Here is a 19,639-nt window from a genome sequence, read left to right on the forward strand (position 1 = left end):
CCTCAGAGACCTTGCAATGACAAATAACGAACGTTACTCAATACTTTATTAACCAGTTCAACCGCCTTTCCATGAGAAGCAGCCTCGGCATAACACCGCAATTCAGGTGCATTACCCGATGGACGCAAGTGCACAACATCACCGCCCGTCAGGTTCATTCTCAAGCCATCGGTAGTATCCACACTCTCTACGGTAACGCCTTCGAGCCCTAACTGGGATAACAGAGCAGCCTCGTTACCGGTATACGCATGAATAATCTGCTTACTCTTCTCGGTCGCGAAGTTCTTAATGCGATCACTGGCGGAATAACGTTCGGTACAGTCAGCCACTAACTCAGAGACAGGTTTACCAGAGGCTGTCGCGGCGAACAACATAATCGCAGGGAGCACAGCATCACGTGTCGGCAAAGCCTTGATTAAGCGGCCATTCACCTGCGTGTCTGAACCCAGCAAGAAGCCCCCATTGGCCTCAAAGCCCGCAACAGAAACGCATTCTTTGCTCAACGTATCAAATTCGGCGATCACATAAGGGGAACCAATACGAGTACGTTCAACGTGCTTGAATGCACCCGACAATTCGACTGAAGAGTTGCAACTTACTGGAATCGCCAGCGCCTCAGCACCTAGCTGTTTCGCACACAACAGACCTAGAATATCGCCGCGTAGCCAGACGCCCTTTTCATCACTGATCAGTGGTCGGTCACCATCACCATCCGTAGAGAAAATGGCATCGAAGCCATACTGAGCAGTCCAGTCACGAGCTTTCTGTTGGTCCTCTTCCGATACAGCTTCGGTATCAATAGGCACAAACTCATCGCTGCGTTCTAACGGCGTCACTTGAGCGCCGAGCTTTTCAAACATCGGCTGATATAAATCACGGCCTGCACTGGAGTGTTCGTAAATGCCGATGTGCTTACCCTTGAGAAACGGCGTATCGAACAAGGATAAATAACGATCTACATACTCTTGGGCGGCTTCACCATGGGTAGTCAGGTCACTTAGCTCACCGAGAGACTCAAACGCTGCTGATACGCCCAGAATAGACTGCTCATCTGCCTTTGTTATCTCGCCGTCTGGGCGATAGAACTTAAGGCCGTTACGATCAAACGGAATATGACTTCCCGTCACCATAATGCTCGGGATATTTCGCTCCATCGCCGCATAGGCCAGCGCCGGAGTCGGCACTACGCCAAAATAAATCGTATCGACACCTTTCTGTTGTAAAGCGGCAGCGCAGGCCTTAGCCATCGCATAACTGCTCGGGCGGTTATCAATCGCAATGGCAACCGTGTCGAATTCAAACTCAGGTTTGAGAGCCTCTACGAAGGCAATAGCAAAAGCTGCACAGACATCAGGAGTGAACTGTTCGACCAGGCCGCGTGCTCCGCTAGTACCGAAAGCAACGCCGCTTTCAGCGAGAATCGTATTTGTTTGAAGAGTAGTCATTGAATCCAGCTTCAGATAAATAAGTTTTGTAGGGGCAAATCAGCCCCCCCTTCCTCGTGGGAGCGAATCAGCCGGAGGCTATTCGCGAAACCTCTATCGCGATGAACTCAATCGCTATTAGCCAGGCAAGCTGGCTGAATAGCTCCTACAAGGGAATGACACGATCTTTGTAGGAGCTCACCGCGAAGCTCGAGCGATAAATTCGCGCATCACACGATCTTTGTGGGAGCGAATCAGCCGGAGGCTATTCGCGAAACCTCTATCGCGATGAACTCAATCGCTATTAGCCAGGCAAGCTGGCTGAATAGCTCCTACAAGGGAATGACACGATCTTTGTAGGAGCTCAACGCGAAGCTTGAGCGATAAATTCGCGCATCACTCGATCTTTGTGGGAGCGAATCAGCCGAAGGCTATTCGCGATACCTCTACCGGCAACACCCCAATCGCTATTAGCCAGGCAAACTGGCTGAATAGCTCCCACAAACCAGGCCACCCTCTGTAGAAGCAAATCAGCCTGTAACCCCTTGTGGGAGCGAATCAGCCGAAGGCTATTCGCGATAGCCATCCGAGCCAAAGCATCAATCACGCCCGGCCGTAAACATCCTTAAAGCGAACGATATCATCTTCACCCAGGTACGACCCCGACTGAACCTCAATCATCTCAAGATCCACTTTCCCCGGGTTCTCAAGGCAATGCACTTGCCCAATCGGAATATACGTCGACTCATTCTCAGTCACCAGGAAGGTCTTATCACCATTGGTCACGCTCGCCGTACCAGAGACAACAATCCAATGCTCCGCTCGGTGGTGATGCATCTGGACCGACAACTTAGCCCCAGGCTTCACGGTAATACGCTTAACCTGATAGCGCTCACCGTTATCAATGCTGTCGTAACGGCCCCAAGGACGATACACCTCACGATGGAACTCATGCTGGCCACCGCCCTGCTCTTTGATCTGAGCCACAATCTTCTTGACGTCCTGAACCTTATCGCGGTGAGCAACCAGCAAGGCGTCTTTAGTATCAACAATAACGAGATCATCAACACCCAGCGTACTCACCAAACGATCTGACGTACTGATCAGCGAGTTGCGGGTATCTTTCAAAATCGTTTCACCTTCGCCCTTGCCAGCGTGCAGCACCGAGTTGCCGTCTTCACACTTATCGGCGATATCCCACAGTGCAGACCAGCTACCCACATCACTCCAACCCGCATCAAGCGGCGCAACAACCACTTGAGAGTTCGCTGAGTCGGCCGTTAACGGTTCCATCAGGGCGTAATCAATAGAATCATCTGGGCAGGCAATAAAGGCCTCTTTATCAATACGAACAAAATCGTAATCCTGCTCTGTATTCGCCATCGCCGCTTCACACGCAGCGTACATCGCTGGCTGATGACGCTTAAGCTCTTCAAGATAACGATCAGCCCGAATCATAAACATGCCACTGTTCCAGTAGTAGCACTGGGCATCCAGATAAGACTGAGCGGTTTCTGCGTCTGGCTTTTCAACAAACTGCTCTACAGTGAATAAGCCTGATGCTTCAGCACCCGCTTTGATGTAACCGTACCCGGTTGCAGGTTCAGTCGGCACAATCCCCAGCGTGCCGAACTTACCCTCACGAACTGCAGGTTCCAGCTTATTAACAGCGGCCTGAAATGCAGCGGTGTCTTTAATCACATGATCTGCCGCCAGAATCAGAAGAATCGGAGCTTCACCTGGGTCATTCTTGTTGTCACCTAACGCCTGAAACGCGGCCAAAGCAATCGCAGGCGCTGTGTTGCGGCCAACAGGTTCAAGTAGAATAGAAGCGCTCTGCCCCATCTGACGCAATTGCTCAGCCACTAAAAAGCGGTGGTTTTCATTCGTGATGATGATGGGGGCAGAGGTGTTTAAACCCTCCAAGCGAGAGACCGTCTGCTGTAGCATGGTCTCGTCGTAGCCCAACGACAAAAACTGCTTAGGAAACGCAGTACGAGACAGCGGCCAAAGACGAGTACCGGAACCACCGGCCATAATCACAGGAATCATAGAAAACCCTTTCCTTTATCCAGATACCAGCGGCTATGAATATGTACACGCTCGCTGGACTTAAATTCTTCTTCCGACAGCCACTGATACTCGTTGTGCTGCTCATATGGGAGCGAACTATACCCTTCTGGCAACACGACCTCAAAGCCGCTCACCACGTAATGGGTACTTATATTGTCACCACCGTCAGTAAAAATACTGTCATCGTAGAAGTGCTCGTATAAGCCAAGGTAAGTCGCCGAAGCGATATCCAGGCGAATACCAAGCTCGGCCTCGGTCAAACGGGCAAAGGCATCCGCTATACGCTCATTTTTAAGAATTCGACCACCGGGCACAAACCAATAGCCCTGAGCAGGACGATTAACGCGTTTGCCGACAAGAATCCTTCTATATGCATCCCGCACTAAGAGGTCTATCGACACTAATGGTGTGCTACTCACTACCGAGCGGAACGAAAGCCTGTCGAGCAATTTTGTCATACTGCCGCCTCTATTCAGGAAATGCGGGAGGGTACCGCAATTTCTGAATAGAGCCGCCAATAACTGTCAGCAGCATCCTCCCAGCTCCAAGCCTCGAGTTTGGCCTTACTCCGATAACTCTCATAAACGCTATAGTCGGGAACCTTCAATTTATCCGCAAGCACTCCAACATCATCAACAGGGAAATAAGACACATCGTCCAAACCGAACTCCCGGTGAACAGGAATGTCCGATAACAGAACTCGAGAGCCCTGCATAATGGCCTCTGCAACGACCAGACAGTAGCCTTCCATCTTGGACGCATTAACCAACAAAGTGCAGTTCCGATACAAATCAGCCAGCTCTTCGCCGAATATTGGACCAACGAGCCGTATGTCACTTGCGGTATCCGCCACCAGAGACTCGGCATAGGCTCTGTCTTCCTGGGTGTCTCCAACGATAACTAAAGGGATATCAAGTGAGCTAGCCTGGTAAGCTTTCACTGCGATATCGAAGCGTTTCGTCTCTTCAATGCGGCCAACACACAACAAATAAGAACCGGAGGTAAGATTCAAACGACCAAGCACAGACGAAGAACCTGAGTTCACTACAGTGGGAGCCGCATTCGGGATTGTCCTTCGGATCTTGCGCCTAAAGGGTAACCTGGCGTCAATGTCCTCCTTCAAAGATCGGCTAACGCAAACCACACGATCTGAGAACAGACACGTAAATACTTCGCCGGTTCTCAATAGTGCCCTCGCATACCAGCGCCATTTAGGGCGATCGTAGTCGGTAGAATGATGAGTAGTAACAACTTTAAAACCGAGCAACTTAGCAACTGGCGCGAATACACCCGGACCGATTCCGTGCAGATGCACGAGATCAGGCCTGACGTACCTTCTAGCGTAGAGCAACGCCTTCAGACTTCCCCAAAAATTTTCAAACCCGGCGCCGAAATCTGCAGCAAGAGGTATCACTGTAGTACCGAGGTAATTATAACTCGTTTCGCGGTGTTTTGAGCGGGTCAAAAGGGTGATCTCGACGCCCCGGTTGATCTTGAGCAAGGTCGGATAGAGATTGGTGTACACAGTCTCTATACCGCCAATATGCTCGGGTACCTTCCTGGGCCCTATGACACATACCTTCATAATCTAATCCGTGTGGGGCTTCAATGCCCCAGAAACTTATTCCAATATTGTGAGTTAACCTTCTCAAGCGAAAAGTCACCTGCGCGAACGCGCGCCACACTACCATAAAATTGTCGCTGCTCGGGGTCCTGCATGATATTTATGCCTTCGGATAGAGCCTCTGCAGAACCCGGCTCACATAACACCCCAAACTTAACAGGCCAACAGCCATTATCTGATGGCTCAAGGTCCTGATTGTCATTCAAAATTTCGAGCGGCCCAGACTGGCAGTTACTCATTACAATGGGCTTACCCAGGCACATGGCCTCGACCATCGCATTTGGGAAGCCCTCATTCAGGCTGGCAGACACAAAGTACTTCGCACCTTTAACGATAGGGAAAGGGTTCGCAATGTTTCCAAGCAGATGAACGCGCCCGGATAAGCCAATCGCGTCAATATATGACTCAAGCTCAGAACGACATTCTCCTTCCCCCAACACCACCAGATCAGCTGATTCTCCAGAAAGTAGAAAAGCATCAAGCAAAGTTTTAACGTTCTTCGACTTACTCAAGCGCCCGACAGATACGATATACTCTTTACTAGGAGCACCTTCGTTAGTTAACTCCAGTGCACTAGTTTCAATATCTTCAATTGGATAAGGATTGTACACGGTATCGGCTCTTCTCAAGGAGACACCGAAGTTCTCGACAAGATCTTTCGTAACCCCATCAGACACGCCCAGTACAAGGTCAGCGAAAGGATAGGCAAGTCTGGGAATCAGCTTGGCTGCATGCAACTTCAGGCCAGAATGATTAATAGTGAGATGGCTGCTCATATGCATTCGCTCACAAATGACTGAGCGGTAAGAATAGGATTTGGATAGCAGCGCGTTGCACACATTGGCACGTATTAGAAAGCTGACAACAATGTCAGGACGTGCTTTAGCCACGTACTTGCGCCATTCGAGTACAGAATCTACCAAACTTTCTTTAGAGTTCAGAACTGTATATCTCACTCCGCTAGGTAACGATCGGCGAAATGGCAAATCATCCAGGATAACGACTTCAACGCTTGCATCAGGATATTGGTCTGATGAACGCAAGATATTGCAGAGTGCTCGCTCGGCGCCACCATAAAGAATAGAGTTGATCAGAAAAACGATTTTCTGGGCAGCCATACGATACTATCTTCTCCATGAGCAAGTCCATTTAAAGGAGGAGCGTAACTCAACGCTTGCAGTGCTTCCAGAAAGAAAGGGCATCTTTGTTTGAAAAGGAGAATAACCAGCAAGATACTATCTCTATACCGATCAAACTGGACGAAAATACTCTAATACGAAACCTGATTCATCATTTAAGGGTTTATGGTATGGTTCAGCCTTATACCAAAAACATGGAAAGACCGGCAGCATGGGTAAATGCATCATCCTTCTATCAGAAAAGTCATCAGGTTCCAGCATTGTTCAAAAGTTTGTAACAAAGTACACCGATGCGAAACTTCTGCCAAATACTCGTCACTACGAAAACGAAACTCTGTACTGGACTAAGGCTGCCTCACTACTCGGCCTAGAGCAACATGATATGGTGGACAGCGAAGTTCCACTGAGTCGTGAATACGGAAAGTCCGAACTCATCAAACTTCTGCGAGACAACCTACCCGGGTATAACCCGCCTGAAGACGACAAAGAGCTAATCCACGAGGGTTGGAGCATGCTCTGTAAACAATATACCCCTGTGCTATTTGAGAAATCACCGCACCACCTGTGCCAGAGTGCTGCTTTAGACCTTATCTGTGAACAAATAAAACGAGATAGGGATAATGAGTACCTGATTGTGGGCTTGGTTAGAAATCCGATGGACACAATCTACTCGCAATATGATCGGTGGTGCTCGCCTCCAGCCTTAGTGGAGAGTCAATGGCTGAAGGCCTATAGCAACCTGCTTGAGTTAAAGAAGAAACTTGGTAGCCAAATGATCACGTTGAGGTATGAGGATATTGCGACCGACAACAGCACCGTCCACCCTATAGTTACTTTTTGCCAAGATGATATAAAAATAAACTACGCTCAAGATATAGATAAAAAGTCCATAAGTCGGTGGAGAAATAGTAGAACATACTACCATAAGCTTTCGACTGAAACTCTACAACTAGCATTATTTTTAGGGTACGATGAAGAAGATATAAATGTGAAGCCGAGTACTTATAAAAGGGTCGTCTTCTCAGTACTGTACCCCAGTCGCAGAGTCATCTATAAAAGACTAAAACCGTTAGCGCTCAAGTTGGGGCTCAAGCGAAAAAGATAACTTAACATTCAACTCAAAGAAACAATGATTAATTCACCCTCTCCAGTATTCGTAGTTGGGTTTCCTCGTTCCGGGACAACTTACTTACAATCGCTATTGGCAAAGAACAAAAACCTTCTCTGCCTTCCCGAAACTCAATTTTTCGTAGAGATCTACGGTTATAAAAATCTTCAAGGGCACAAAGCAGGGCCTCGCCGGATACTAAAGAATGCGGTAAACAAAAGACTAAATGAATATTTAGGGGTTTCGTACGACCAGTGGAAGAAGCGTTATAAAAAGTTAGAAAAAAACAGATCCTTCCGCTGCTCGAACGATAGCGTAACAAGCTTATTTATAAAGAAAAGAGTGGAAGCATTCGATGAACTACTTCGGTGCGAATGCAGATCGATAGGTGCGAAAGCTTATGCAGAAAAATCACCAGCGCATATTTTCTATATTAATGAAATACAAGAACATCTAGCAGACGCAAAATTCATTCATATTATAAGAGAACCCGCATCAACTGCAGCTTCAGTTGCTGATGCGATGCTAAACAATTCGAGTTGGAAAAACCGATACTCCAGCACAGATTCCATATTAAGGCATTGGGATCGCGCCTTCAAAATATCAATGAACTATAGATTTCATAAGAATCATCATATAATTACACATGAAGAATTAAAGACCAATACAGATCAATGCTTGGAAAGTATATTTTCTTTCCTAGATATTCCCATAGAATACTGGGATGAAAATAGCTATAAAGAAGAGCAGAAAAGTCTCATTTACCCAGATGAAATATGGAAATCTGAAGTAAAACTCGGAAGCTCTTTTATCGAAAAGGATAAATTTAAAATTATTGAGTCAGAAGTCGATCACACACTTCTAAAAAACCTATCAGATAACTATCACAAAGAAACTGCTCTTAGCAAACTTATAAAATAAAGTAAACTTAGTTGATCCAGCCACATAATATCAGAAAAAACTCTACAATATCACTTTCGGTGAATTTTTTTATACCTACTCGTCCTAGCCTCTTCGAAATATACCAAAAGATATCTAAAAATATAACTTACTGTAATCTTTCTATTATATGGAAATAAAAAACAATTAGCCAAACACCTGTCTTTATGGAGCAGAGAAGCGACAGCATGCTCCGTGTATGGATGAGATACTATGCGCAGACTAGGAAGGCCATTCAAATACAGCGCGCGCCTGTAATCCCATTCATTATACCTGGACACATGAACATAATACTCTGTCTTTCCATTCCAGCTTTTTAAAACGTCTCTAAGATTCATATACCTCCTGACGTTTTCTGGCAATAACTCGAACTGATCAATTAATCTGGACATAGAGTATAAACTAGGGTCATTGTTCTTGAGAATCTCGTCTCGGGTTAAATAAGGGTATGGAGAGAATGCAACAACCTTATCTGCTCTGAGTATATGACCCAAAAGGAGGGCTGTGTGCCCGCCACCCGAAGTACCAGTTATGATAATTTCTCGCGGGTTAAGTTTAGCCACAAAACCTTCCAGGTACTCTAAAACGCTATCAAAGGTTTCAAAATCCGGAGGAAGTCCTGCAAGAGTCTTCAGTTTGCTAGGATCGGAGATTACAATTTTCGAAGTCGAGTCTAGATTAGAAAATCTAAAAAAATCTGGAATAGTTAGGTTCAGTTTATTACCGTACCCAGTCGCGGCAATAACTAGCCTATCAGAAGCCTGAAGATCAATCTGGATAGCCATAAACTCCCCCAAAAAAATTCATATATAAGCTTTTAGAGATCTAAAATTTAATAATTAGAAGCACCTAAGGTGCTCTGGGCAGACAATCTCAATTCACCCAAGCTAAAACGATTAACTGCAGTTCAAATAGCTCGACTTAAAACTGGCCCGAGTCTAGCGATATAGGCCTCTTGCCTACCACAATACTCCTCGAGCCCGTAAGCCATATGCCAATTAGTCTCCACCGATGGCAACGGAACGTTAGTTATAACCTTTTTGACATAATCCGTGATCCTTCGCTTTCTTAAAAAAAAGTTTACCCACCGCTGCACAGTCACTTGACTATTAGTCATTGATGGATTGGCAACAATTTTTTCCATGCCGGGCAGAGGCACAAGGTCCGCCATACTGCAAAAATTCTTCAACAAATCAGCAGCTGAAGCTTCATAAGAGCGATAGCGAACACAACCATCAAACATCGAAGCAACTTCTGACCAATAAAATAGAGCCCTGCCAAAGTTAGTCGTATCAGCAATAAAACCTTCTCTATTACTTTGTTTTATATAGTCTGGAAAGCTAAGAAAGCCACCACAAGAGACATATTGCCGATAGTGACTATAAATCCATTTTAGTGGTTCCCTGTAGAATGCGAGAATAACAGGCTTATGCCCTGCAATCGTTAGAATTGACAGTAGCTTTCTAATTTTATCAACATCTACCACTCTTGACGAGAGGTGCTCACTTGATAAGTAAATATTTCTATCAGTGTTATTCCAAAGATATTCGAACAATGCGTTTCTAAAATCAGATTTCGAAACTGGAACCATCATATTTACCAAATATTCAGATGGCAAAACTAAACTCGACAATTCCATATGGTTTGGGCGTCGAAACAGTTCAGAAGGGTAACACTCATCATCTTTAAAAAGCTCTCTTTCATACCGGTCAAAACATGACTGTATCGTTGAACCACCAGTTTTCTCACACCCGATATGAATATAAATTTTAGCCATCAGCCCCCCTTTAGTGAACTAAACTTGCTATTTAACGTGTACAATCTCGGTACCACATAAGGCAGCACGATTAAACCATGAATAGTCATAGTCCCAAGGAGAAAGAGCCACGCAGAGAACGGAATTGAAGTATGCGTTTGAATTATACCTGAAACGTCGATAAGGGATAGAAGATAATAAACTGACAGGTATATACATAAAGACTCTATAAAATGCATAAGGAATGGCCGCCAACTCAACTGCAACACACGGCAAAGAAATACAATTTTAACCATTGCCGAAACAAACAAGCCTACCACAAAGAACTCCACTAAACTTCTAAGCGACCCAAAGGAGATAATCGAGAGTATCAATAGTGAGGCTAAAACCAAAAGATTTATAATATTCAAATAAATAGTTAGACCGGGCCTAGACCTATTTAAACAGATATTCTGTAAATGCCATGATATCGGCTGAGCTATAACCCCAAGCGAAAAAATAGACAAAAGCGGTGCACTTTCTTCCCACTTAGATCCGAACAAAACATAAATAATCTGTTCGCTATTAACCCCTATAATTGCCACGATCGGAACAAGAATGACAATTAAAACCCGAACAATCAAATGATAAGCTGCCATAGAATCAGAGGTTGAAGTCATTACCGACAAAGAGACTGGTGTTACCGCAGTCATAATTACACTATATAGCGTAACAAGAACCTTTCGGCCGACGTCTAAAATTGCTAATGCCTGAGGGCCAAGGAATATTACGGTGATAAATTCCGTTTGCTTCGAGCTAAAAAAGTTCATGACCTGAGAAACTGATACTTTCCATCCGAAAGAATAGATCACATAAAGGCCAGTTATCGAGAAGGAACTCTGCAATTCAAATCGTGAGATATAACGCAGTACAAAATAGTCGAGAAGAACATATGTGTATTTGGCGTAAATTATAGATAATACTCCATGACCGTTACTCACGGATAAAACACCGACCACTCCTGAAAATGTTGCAATCAAAGCCCTTCTTATCGCCAGTGCCTTGAACTGCATTCGTCGCTGAAGAATGCCTTGATAGAAAGTATTCAAACACGCAATACCTGGATACAGCGCCATGCAAATATAGAGACTACTAAGCTCCATCCCCCCGAGATAATAAGATACGGGAGCAATAACACTTAGTACAATGAGCATCAAGACAACAGCAACAATCCATATAAAGTAAAAACAATTTCCATAAAACTCAGTACTGGCTTGTTTGGTTCTTATTATATTCTCTCGAACACCGAAAGATGCTACATATGAAAACAATTCCATTGTCAATAAAACGACAACCAAATACCCAAACTTCTCTAATGGCACCTCCCTAGAAACAAGTATGTATGTAACAACTGTCAAGGCCTTTTCAGAAACAGTTCCGAATATACTCCAAGCTCCTGAACTAAACGCTTTCAAAAATCAATCTCCACTGTTCAGCTACTGACTCATCTGAAAAATAGACTAATGGCTCAACAGTGCCAGAACCAATACTTAGTGACTTATTCAAAAGAAAGTCGTCGAGATCATAGACTCCCCTAAACTGGCTAAAGTACTCGGTATACATAGGAACTCGACGCATCAACACTGATGCACCAAAAGATACTGCATGGTAAAAGGCACCACTAACTAACATGGAGTCTGAATTATGAGGTAAGATTACATATTTGGAGCGGGCTATGTATTGACACAAGCGATCATATTGAACGAAGGAATTATCCCAGTTTACATTCAGTTTTCGCTGATTGATAACCCCACAGATAGTGCTTGTAAGTTCTGGGTCGTTAGATCTACCAAGCATACATAGGCTTTCGCTTGAGGGCCAGTGTTTCAATAATTCAACCAACCCTTTGTAACCCTTAATGGCTCCAAAATATAAGTAATCGGTATCTTTGTTTTTTGCTGGAACAACTTCTGACTTATAGAGTGGATGAGAAACATAATGATACTCTTTAGATAGTCCATGCCTGTGGACTACAGATTTATCGCTTAATCGGTGAAGTAACCAAATAAGTATTTCATGATGGCTTTTTACATATTTCGAATGTGGAAAAATATTATGTCTAACCCAGACCACTTTCCTAAATTTAATTCGAAGTACAACGAGAAATAACATACTCTTAAGTAGTGCCATATAAGGTCGCTTACTGCCCCCTATACGATCCTCAAACCAGTTGAGTATTAACAACTCCTCTCTTTTTCTAATATTCAAAAAGTTTTCTCTAAATCCTCCCAGAGGCTTTGATTCAAAACCACAGCATGCCCAAATCCTTCTGCAAGAGTTTAAATAATCGTTACTGCCATCTCCTTTCGGATAATAGTAAAGCCTGCTTTTCTTCATAGGATTATCTCAAGACCTATATTCAGTTCGTCCCTTGTGAGAAATAACTTTCGCGGGAACACCTACAATCGTAACATTATCTGGAAAGCTTCTGTTAACAACGGAATTAGCACCTATTACTACATTATTGCCGATTGAAATATCACCGTACATCTTCACCCCAGGACCAATGTAGCAGTTATTTCCCAACCTTGGCGCCAGTTTACCATTTGATATATCTGCTCCGATATTAACACAAACATGAACCCGACAATTCGTACCTATTTTGCAATTTGAATTCACGACCACTGTTCCTGCGTGTGCGAGTGATAAGCCCGGCCCGAATACATTTATGGGGATAGAAAATCCCAGTGTTCGGCCAATCTTACGTAGCCTGATTAGATGCAAAACAGCTACAAGCTTCCAAAAAAATCCTAGCTTATTACTGTAATATTCAGTACGTCGTAACTGTCGTTGATACTTCCATATATCATCGAATAACCATGCCTTTAATCCTGGCTTTACATTAAGAGAGACTTTATCTTCAGCAAGATAAGATTTGTAGTCATCACGAGTTCTTATCAAAGCATAGACCTCCTCTTAAGCATATCAACAAAAGCACTGCATGTTGCATGAAAGCCCCCCATCCGCAACGAATAAAGAACCCATGACAGTTTTCTATTTTTCTTGGTAATTTCAACTAGTATCTGCCTGGACATTCGATACCTGTAACACCTCTCACCCATCCATGACCTATGCTTCTCTATTGATGCCAATCTGACGGCATATGTATCGACCGACATTTTCTTTGCCTTGCTTGAAATCCCCTCGTGGGAGCCAAAACGGTAATAGAAAAGAGCCTCGTCAATGTAAGCAATATCACCAGACTGGAAAAGCCTGACATAAATGTCCCAATCCTGACCGCAAACTAGCGATTCATCAAACCTGTGCTCTAAAAGCGTCACTCTCCTGGCAAACAAACCACTCATTCCACAGTATGGGTTACCCTTTTTTAGTACATCTTGTTGAACTTTAGACTCACCGGTTCTGACTTTAAATACTCCTGACTCAAGAAATTCAAACCCGCATAACACAGCATTACACTTTTTCGCATCATTTAAAGCTTTGAGTTGCCTTTCGAGTTTATTTTCCTTCCAAATATCGTCATCATCCAGAAAAGCCACATAATCACAGGTTGCTCTTTGCAGACCAATATTACGTGAAGCATTTGCCCCCATATTTTTTTCTGAGCGAATGTATATAATTTTCTCAGTTTCGAAGCTTTCTATTACGGGCAACAGCTCTGTCGGAGAGCAGTCGTCAACTACTATTATTTCTTCTGGGGATAATGATTGTGATAAAACACTCTCAAGTGAAGCTTTTAGATAGTCGGGACGGTTATATGCACTGATAACTACACTAATACTGGCATACTCATCATTACTAGCCGATTTAATAACCATTTATGTAGCCTCCCCCTTGTTCAGTAAAAACGGAATACACTTGAGCTCTGAAGTTTTACCGAAAGACAAAGAATCTTCGGTAAGCGATGCAACCCGGCTAAGGGTTGAGCATTTAAAGTGTATCGTTGACTTCTTAGTTTCGATTACTTTTTGAAAGTTACTCGTGGCGTAACAATTAACGCATTCGTAGTTTCTCGACCATGATTTTATGGCATGACGACTATTACTGCCACCATAGAACCTCAAGTTCTCCATGAGCACGCCCTTTCCTTTAACGTCCACATCAGCGTCGCGATTATTCTCGAACGTAATATTTTTTAATACTATATTTTCAGGTATGCCCCTTTTATGGTCAATCTCGACACCATCACCTTGCTGAAACTCACCTCCACATTCGCCTTGGTTATTTCTAATCATACCATTTGAAATCACAAGCTCATGGGCACCTTCGTATATCTGGATTCCACCCTTCCAACAATAGCTTTCATCCGACAAACCATCGATATCGATACTATTAATGTTTATACTATTCACACCTGTACCGAACAGCCTGATAGCGGACCGGTAGTAACCGGAGGAAGAAAATCCAGATATATTCCAACCATTTGTTTGCCTATTGCCTCGTCCATTAAGAATAATACAGTCTTTTGTTTTCTTAGATGTTAAGCGATTAATTTCAATGTTATTCGTGATTACATTTCGCGAATTTTTGACACAATAGCTAGTATCGATAAACTGTAAATTATTCAGGGTAATCCCTTCACCGCCAAGTACAATACCTCCTTTATGGTGATCACTTCCGGTGAAGATCGCTCCATCAGCAGCCTCTATCGTGAGCTCTCGGCCATTCACTTTTAGCTCACCCACCAACTCATAAATTCCTAGCTGAAAGACATAGTGTCCAGATATATATCGCTTAGCAACAATTTCTTTAAAAGATTGAAATGAGATAGCTCCAGGAACGCCAATAACCTCAGCTTCACTACTAAATACCCTCACCGAATCATAACGATCTTCCATTAATAACACAGAACACCCGGGAACTAATAAGATACAGAGTATTAGGTAATATCCCCTAAGCATTGCGCAAACATGACTCGTGTCGAAGTAAAAAGTCATCTTGTTGCATTGCATTCTTCTCTGCAAACACACATATTATTGAAAAAAGAACAACCCCTTCTATTTGCCAGAGTGGCATAGTTGCCATATTTAAAACTAAAAAACCAAGCATTGAACATAAAGCAATTCGCAAGACTGGTCTATTGGATAGCGCTATCAATTTAAAAAATGTGATAGTGAAAATTAAAATAAGAATCAAAAAACCGACAACACCAATCTCATAAAGCGCCGAAATATAGGTATTGTGCGCGTACAAAGTATAAAAGCTCCGCCAACTACCTGGCCCATGACCAATAAGCTGCTCAAGACCACTTGACTCGTACCACCCCATAAAGTAAACATTCCATATATACAGCCTACCTGAAAAATACTTCCGATCCTGATTGTAGTAGTAATCATAGGGCACTAAAAGCTCTGCAATATCAGCCATAAATTGGGGGATTTCCTCAAAGCGCTCAAGTAAAGACGCACTCACCATAAAAGGTGCCACTAGCAGAACTAATAATAGGGGAATGAGTGATAATAGTTTCTCTCGAATCCCCGACTGCAAAAAGACCAAGAAGCAATATGAACCAAAAAATATTAAATATGCCATGATCGTCGTTCTATAGTTCACTAGAAATATCAAAACCAGTCCAATCATAAGAATACCAAATTTCACAGCGACTGATTTTTTGGTGGCTTCCGCATGAGCTAGAAATAGAAACGTAGAAGTAAACAGGATTACCGAAAATGCGGACTCGTGATTAAACCCGCCTATGAAACTTCTACTACCATCCGCTTCCGAAGCTTTAACTTCCATAAATACTATCGACAACAAGACCAGAAAAACTGGATAACTATAGACAACGCAAAGTGCGCGAATTACTAATAGTGCCTTATTCTCTTTGATAGCTACTATGAGGACACACATCATACAAACTAAAAAGACCCACTTAATCCCCTCTACAATCGACAGTACAACGTTACCAAACGCACCACTTACCAGCATTACCAGTATAAGAATTTTAACCAGTAAAAATTGACTTCCGAGAATATAAGGATAACGAATTCGCGTGAGGTATATTAAAATTATACCAACGATACATATACTAAAGATGGATATTATTGATAAACCAGCGGCTATGTTTATGTACGTAAATTCATGTATTGAAGACAGCATTAATCGCACCAATACAATCCAAAACACCAACTTCAACGCCAAGGATGTATTGTTCTTCTGATTCCACTTATAGCCGATAAACAAGTATGCCAGAAGAACAACCAACTTCACCCCAAGGAACATTACTTAATTCCCTGAAGTGTGCTTGAGAATTTCAGGGATATTTCAGACCAATTATATTTTTTTATATAAACCGCGCCATCTACTGAGTAAGATTCTAAGCGTGTAGCACTCAATTTTTGGGCCAGTGATTTGATATTTCCCACAGGGAAGTAACAAGGCTCCGGCAGACCAACATCCGTATTAGGCGTGATATCACTTACCAAAACACGGCAACCGAATGACAAAGCCTCGAGTAGTGAGATCGGCAGTCCTTCATGATAAGACGGTAATACAAATAAGGCAGATTGTTTAAACAACGTATAGAGGGCATCTGATTTCTGAACTCCTGCCATCACAACGCCGTCTGTGCGCTTGGCAAGTTGCTGCATCTCTCGATAGAAACTGTCCTCATGATCAGAACCACCTACAATCACGAGTTTAATGCCCTCTTCTTGGGCCGCTGACTTAGAATAAGCGGTGAGTAGGTCTTTTATACCCTTTTCTGGCACTATTCGCCCGACGTACACGATGTACTTATCTGGCTCAATACCTAATTCGTTCAATACACCAATCGCGTCTGTATTCGCACCTTCCAGCGGCTTCATTCCATTGGGGATGTAACTTATCTTATTGTGCTCATTGTATGACTCTTTTAATTGGTTCGTCAGGCTTTTACCGACTACTACGACATGGTTCGAGCTCTTTACCGCTAATCGCTCACCTAACTTCAGCAAGGTTTTGGCGATGACATTCCATTTTGCTCGGTTGTAGTCTTCACCATGGTGTGTGACAACAACTTTCAAGCCCACTAAACGCGCAAGTGGCGCCATCAAGGCTGGACCGATTGCATGAATATGTATTACATCAGCCTTGAGTATGAACCTTGCGAAAAGCACTGCGATGAAAGTGTGGATGATGGTTTCTGTGTATTTGTTCTTCGGGCTCCAGAGTGGCTTTATCTGTAGGCCCTTATATTCGTAAGCTTCTTTACCGATATACGGAGACCTCCCAAGAACCGTGATGTCTATATCGGGGTTTTGCTGTTTAACAAGAGGATACAATTGCTCGCAGTGAGTCTCTACACCACCCATTACCTCGGGTATACCACGCAAGCCGGTTACTGCTAGTTTCATTTCATGGTTCCATTCAGGAGCTCAATATAGCCCTGCTTTACTGCATTCATGGAAAAGTCCTGCGCTCGTTCTTTCGCTTTACGTGCATATTGCTGTCGCATTTCTTCTATCGTGAACACACTCAAAGCGGCAGCCATTGCCTCTTCATTGCGAGTGGGTGTCAATAGGCCCCACTCTGCCTGAACTGCAGAGATGACCGGTTTAGCCAAGCCGGGCGCGAGTATTTCTCTAGGGCCCGAAGGACAATCTGTTGAAATAACAGGCAACCCCAGAGTCATTGCTTCAACGAGCGAGTTTGGAAAGCCTTCGGCATTTGAGGCCGAGACATAAAACTGGGCCATAGCAATATACGGATAGGGATTTTTACAGAATCCTTCGAGCCGAATTTTATAATCTGATATTTCGTTGTAAGCATCGACCTCTTGCTGGAGCATATCACGGTCAGGACCCTCCCCCAGAATAAGAAGGTCGCACTGAGGCTGTGCAAGGCGCCAGGCACGCAGCAACATGGTGACGTTTTTATTGGGTACCAGCCGACCTATGGCTATCGCAAATGGCCTGTCGCTGATAGACGCTACCGATTCCTGTGAAAGTTCATATAGTTCAGAATGATCATAGCCGTTGTAGACGACTGAGCATTTACTCGCACTTACGTTAAAGTTCTGAACAAGATCTTCTTTTACACCACCAGAAACCGCAACAACCTTATTTGGAAGCGGGTAAAGTAACCTGACCATCAGTTTTTGTATGAATGCAAACCGACCCGTCAGGTGGTGAGTGGTATTCACCCGCTCACTTATGATCACAGGGATGCGCATTAGCTTGCAGACAACCGAAGCGGCGAGGTTAGCGCGAGTCAGGTACGAGACTACAGCGTCAGGTTTTATGGCCCGAATTACTGACGCCAACCCCGTAACGCTTTTTAAAAGACTGCCTTGAGCACTTAGCGTCGTTACTTTTACCGAGGCTGGAACAACTTGCTCTACCTCGTAATCATCAAGCAACACCAAGTGGAACTCTTTATCGGCAGCCCAGGCATCACCGCTGAGAGCGACAAGCAACCTGGATAAGGCCCTCTCAGCTCCACCGCCCTCAAGTGAGTTTATAACGAACAATATTCTTTTCACGGGTTAACCTTGTGGTGACTGGCTAGCGGCGTACTCTTGATACCAATCAACAAACCTGGATATCCCAGCACTCAGAGCAGTTGATGGGCTAACACCCGTCACGTCAACCAGATCATCTATGTCGGCATAGGTCCTTACGACATCACCATCCTGCATCGGTAGGTATATTTTCTCTGCCTCTCGGTCACATGCCGATTCAACTGATTGAATAAACTCACTTAGCTCTACCGGCTGGTTGTTACCAATATTATAAATTTTATACGGTGCCGTACTGATGGCCGGGCTATCGGTCAGTTGTGCCGCGCCTTCTGGAATAATGTCTGTAACCGCGACGACTCCATCGACGATGTCATCGATGTAAGTGAAGTCGCGCTGCATCTTGCCATGGTTAAACACTTTAATAGGGTTACCGTTCAATATCGCCTCAGTAAACAACCATGGCGCCATATCGGGACGACCCGCAGGCCCATACACGGTAAAGAAACGAAGGCCAGTCGTGGGGATGCCATACAGGTGCGAGTAGGAGTGAGCCATCAGCTCATTAGACTTTTTGGTCGCAGCATATAAAGACACAGGATGGTCAACATTATCACCCGTTGAAAATGGAATCTTGGGGTTCATACCATAAACCGAGCTCGAGGATGCGTAGACCAGGTGCTCAACCTTGTTGTGCCTGCACCCTTCCAGGATGGTCATCATGCCAACCAGGTTGCTATCTACGTAATCAAACGGCGCCTCGAGCGAATAACGAACGCCTGCTTGTGCAGCAAGATGGATAACCTTATCGAACTGTTCGTCTTTAAATAACGTAGCGACGCTATCGCGGTCTGCGAGGTCCATCTTAACAAAACGGAAATTCTCGAAAGGCTTGATCTGTTCCAGCCGCCAGTGCTTGAGCCGCACGTCGTAGTATGCATTCAGGTTATCTAATCCGACAACCTCGTGACCAGCTTCCAGAAGCCGCTTTGCTGTGTACATTCCGATGAATCCAGCGGCGCCCGTTACGAGTACTTTCATTTGTTAATTTCCTTTTTGAGCAGTAACCCTTGGGTATAATCAGCTGCTCTCCACGTCCTTAAGAGAAACCTGAACAAGCCCTGATAGAGTCAACTCCC

18 protein-coding genes are annotated in these 19,639 nt (G+C 44.1%); 2 read left to right on the forward strand and 16 right to left on the reverse strand.

Annotation, left to right across the window (positions count from 1 at the left end):
- Positions 1 to 2: 2 nt before the first annotated feature.
- The 5 genes from AC5E51_RS02820 to AC5E51_RS02840 all read right to left on the reverse strand — a co-directional run bounded on the left by AC5E51_RS02820 (position 3) and on the right by AC5E51_RS02840 (position 6,239).
- Positions 3 to 1,445, reverse strand: coding sequence for a phosphomannomutase (locus tag AC5E51_RS02820; RefSeq protein WP_488074228.1), 1,443 nt, complete (start codon positions 1,443 to 1,445; stop codon positions 3 to 5).
- Positions 1,446 to 2,027: 582 nt separating this feature from the next.
- Complete coding sequence (locus AC5E51_RS02825; protein ID WP_491778079.1) at positions 2,028 to 3,476, reverse strand: mannose-1-phosphate guanylyltransferase/mannose-6-phosphate isomerase; 1,449 nt, start codon at positions 3,474 to 3,476, stop codon at positions 2,028 to 2,030.
- Positions 3,473 to 3,955: a GDP-mannose mannosyl hydrolase gene (locus AC5E51_RS02830; protein ID WP_297532773.1), complete on the reverse strand. Its 483-nt coding sequence runs from the start codon at positions 3,953 to 3,955 to the stop codon at positions 3,473 to 3,475. Before AC5E51_RS02830 ends, AC5E51_RS02825 begins: the two co-directional genes overlap by 4 nt.
- A 14-nt stretch (positions 3,956 to 3,969) precedes the next feature.
- Complete coding sequence (locus AC5E51_RS02835; protein WP_488074232.1) at positions 3,970 to 5,082, reverse strand: glycosyltransferase family 4 protein; 1,113 nt, start codon at positions 5,080 to 5,082, stop codon at positions 3,970 to 3,972.
- Between the two features lie 20 nt (positions 5,083 to 5,102).
- Positions 5,103 to 6,239 (reverse strand): glycosyltransferase, encoded by a 1,137-nt coding sequence (locus AC5E51_RS02840; RefSeq protein ID WP_491778080.1) that lies wholly within the window; start codon positions 6,237 to 6,239, stop codon positions 5,103 to 5,105.
- Between the two features lie 232 nt (positions 6,240 to 6,471).
- On the opposite strand from AC5E51_RS02840, the gene AC5E51_RS02845 reads away from it, so the two are divergent.
- Both AC5E51_RS02845 and AC5E51_RS02850 read left to right on the forward strand, forming a co-directional pair.
- Positions 6,472 to 7,365 (forward strand): hypothetical protein, encoded by an 894-nt coding sequence (locus AC5E51_RS02845; protein WP_491778081.1) that lies wholly within the window; start codon positions 6,472 to 6,474, stop codon positions 7,363 to 7,365.
- A gap of 24 nt (positions 7,366 to 7,389) precedes the next feature.
- Entirely contained in the window at positions 7,390 to 8,289 is a 900-nt protein-coding gene (locus AC5E51_RS02850) for a sulfotransferase family protein (protein WP_491778082.1), read from the forward strand.
- A gap of 50 nt (positions 8,290 to 8,339) precedes the next feature.
- Here the strand turns inward: AC5E51_RS02850 and AC5E51_RS02855 are convergent, their stop codons facing one another.
- From AC5E51_RS02855 to AC5E51_RS02905, 11 genes are all read right to left on the reverse strand, one after another.
- Positions 8,340 to 9,092 carry a hypothetical protein gene (locus tag AC5E51_RS02855; RefSeq protein ID WP_491778083.1) on the reverse strand — a complete coding sequence of 251 codons (753 nt, stop codon included), beginning with the start codon at positions 9,090 to 9,092 and terminating at the stop codon, positions 8,340 to 8,342.
- A gap of 122 nt (positions 9,093 to 9,214) precedes the next feature.
- Positions 9,215 to 10,084 carry a hypothetical protein gene (locus AC5E51_RS02860; protein WP_491778084.1) on the reverse strand — a complete coding sequence of 290 codons (870 nt, stop codon included), beginning with the start codon at positions 10,082 to 10,084 and terminating at the stop codon, positions 9,215 to 9,217.
- A complete protein-coding gene (locus AC5E51_RS02865; RefSeq protein WP_491778085.1) occupies positions 10,084 to 11,517 on the reverse strand; it encodes an oligosaccharide flippase family protein in 1,434 nt (477 codons plus the stop codon). The genes AC5E51_RS02860 and AC5E51_RS02865 overlap by 1 nt, the downstream gene beginning before the upstream one ends.
- A complete protein-coding gene (locus AC5E51_RS02870) occupies positions 11,504 to 12,439 on the reverse strand; it encodes a glycosyltransferase family protein (RefSeq protein ID WP_491778086.1) in 936 nt (311 codons plus the stop codon). Before AC5E51_RS02870 ends, AC5E51_RS02865 begins: the two co-directional genes overlap by 14 nt.
- Positions 12,440 to 12,448: 9 nt before the next feature.
- A complete protein-coding gene (locus AC5E51_RS02875; protein ID WP_491778147.1) occupies positions 12,449 to 12,727 on the reverse strand; it encodes a serine O-acetyltransferase in 279 nt (92 codons plus the stop codon).
- A 272-nt stretch (positions 12,728 to 12,999) separates the two neighbouring features.
- A complete protein-coding gene (locus AC5E51_RS02880; RefSeq protein ID WP_491778087.1) occupies positions 13,000 to 13,881 on the reverse strand; it encodes a glycosyltransferase family 2 protein in 882 nt (293 codons plus the stop codon).
- Positions 13,882 to 14,901 carry a hypothetical protein gene (locus tag AC5E51_RS02885; protein WP_491778088.1) on the reverse strand — a complete coding sequence of 340 codons (1,020 nt, stop codon included), beginning with the start codon at positions 14,899 to 14,901 and terminating at the stop codon, positions 13,882 to 13,884.
- A 55-nt stretch (positions 14,902 to 14,956) separates the two neighbouring features.
- Positions 14,957 to 16,285, reverse strand: coding sequence for an O-antigen ligase family protein (locus tag AC5E51_RS02890; protein ID WP_491778089.1), 1,329 nt, complete (start codon positions 16,283 to 16,285; stop codon positions 14,957 to 14,959).
- On the reverse strand, positions 16,285 to 17,397 hold the full coding sequence (locus AC5E51_RS02895; RefSeq protein WP_491778090.1) for a glycosyltransferase family 4 protein: 1,113 nt from the start codon (positions 17,395 to 17,397) through the stop codon (positions 16,285 to 16,287). Before AC5E51_RS02895 ends, AC5E51_RS02890 begins: the two co-directional genes overlap by 1 nt.
- A complete protein-coding gene (locus AC5E51_RS02900; protein ID WP_491778091.1) occupies positions 17,394 to 18,524 on the reverse strand; it encodes a glycosyltransferase in 1,131 nt (376 codons plus the stop codon). The genes AC5E51_RS02895 and AC5E51_RS02900 overlap by 4 nt, the downstream gene beginning before the upstream one ends.
- A gap of 3 nt (positions 18,525 to 18,527) precedes the next feature.
- Positions 18,528 to 19,541 (reverse strand): NAD-dependent epimerase, encoded by a 1,014-nt coding sequence (locus AC5E51_RS02905; RefSeq protein ID WP_491778092.1) that lies wholly within the window; start codon positions 19,539 to 19,541, stop codon positions 18,528 to 18,530.
- Between the last annotated feature and the right edge of the window lie 98 nt (positions 19,542 to 19,639).

Source organism: Thalassolituus sp. (genome assembly GCF_984348125.1).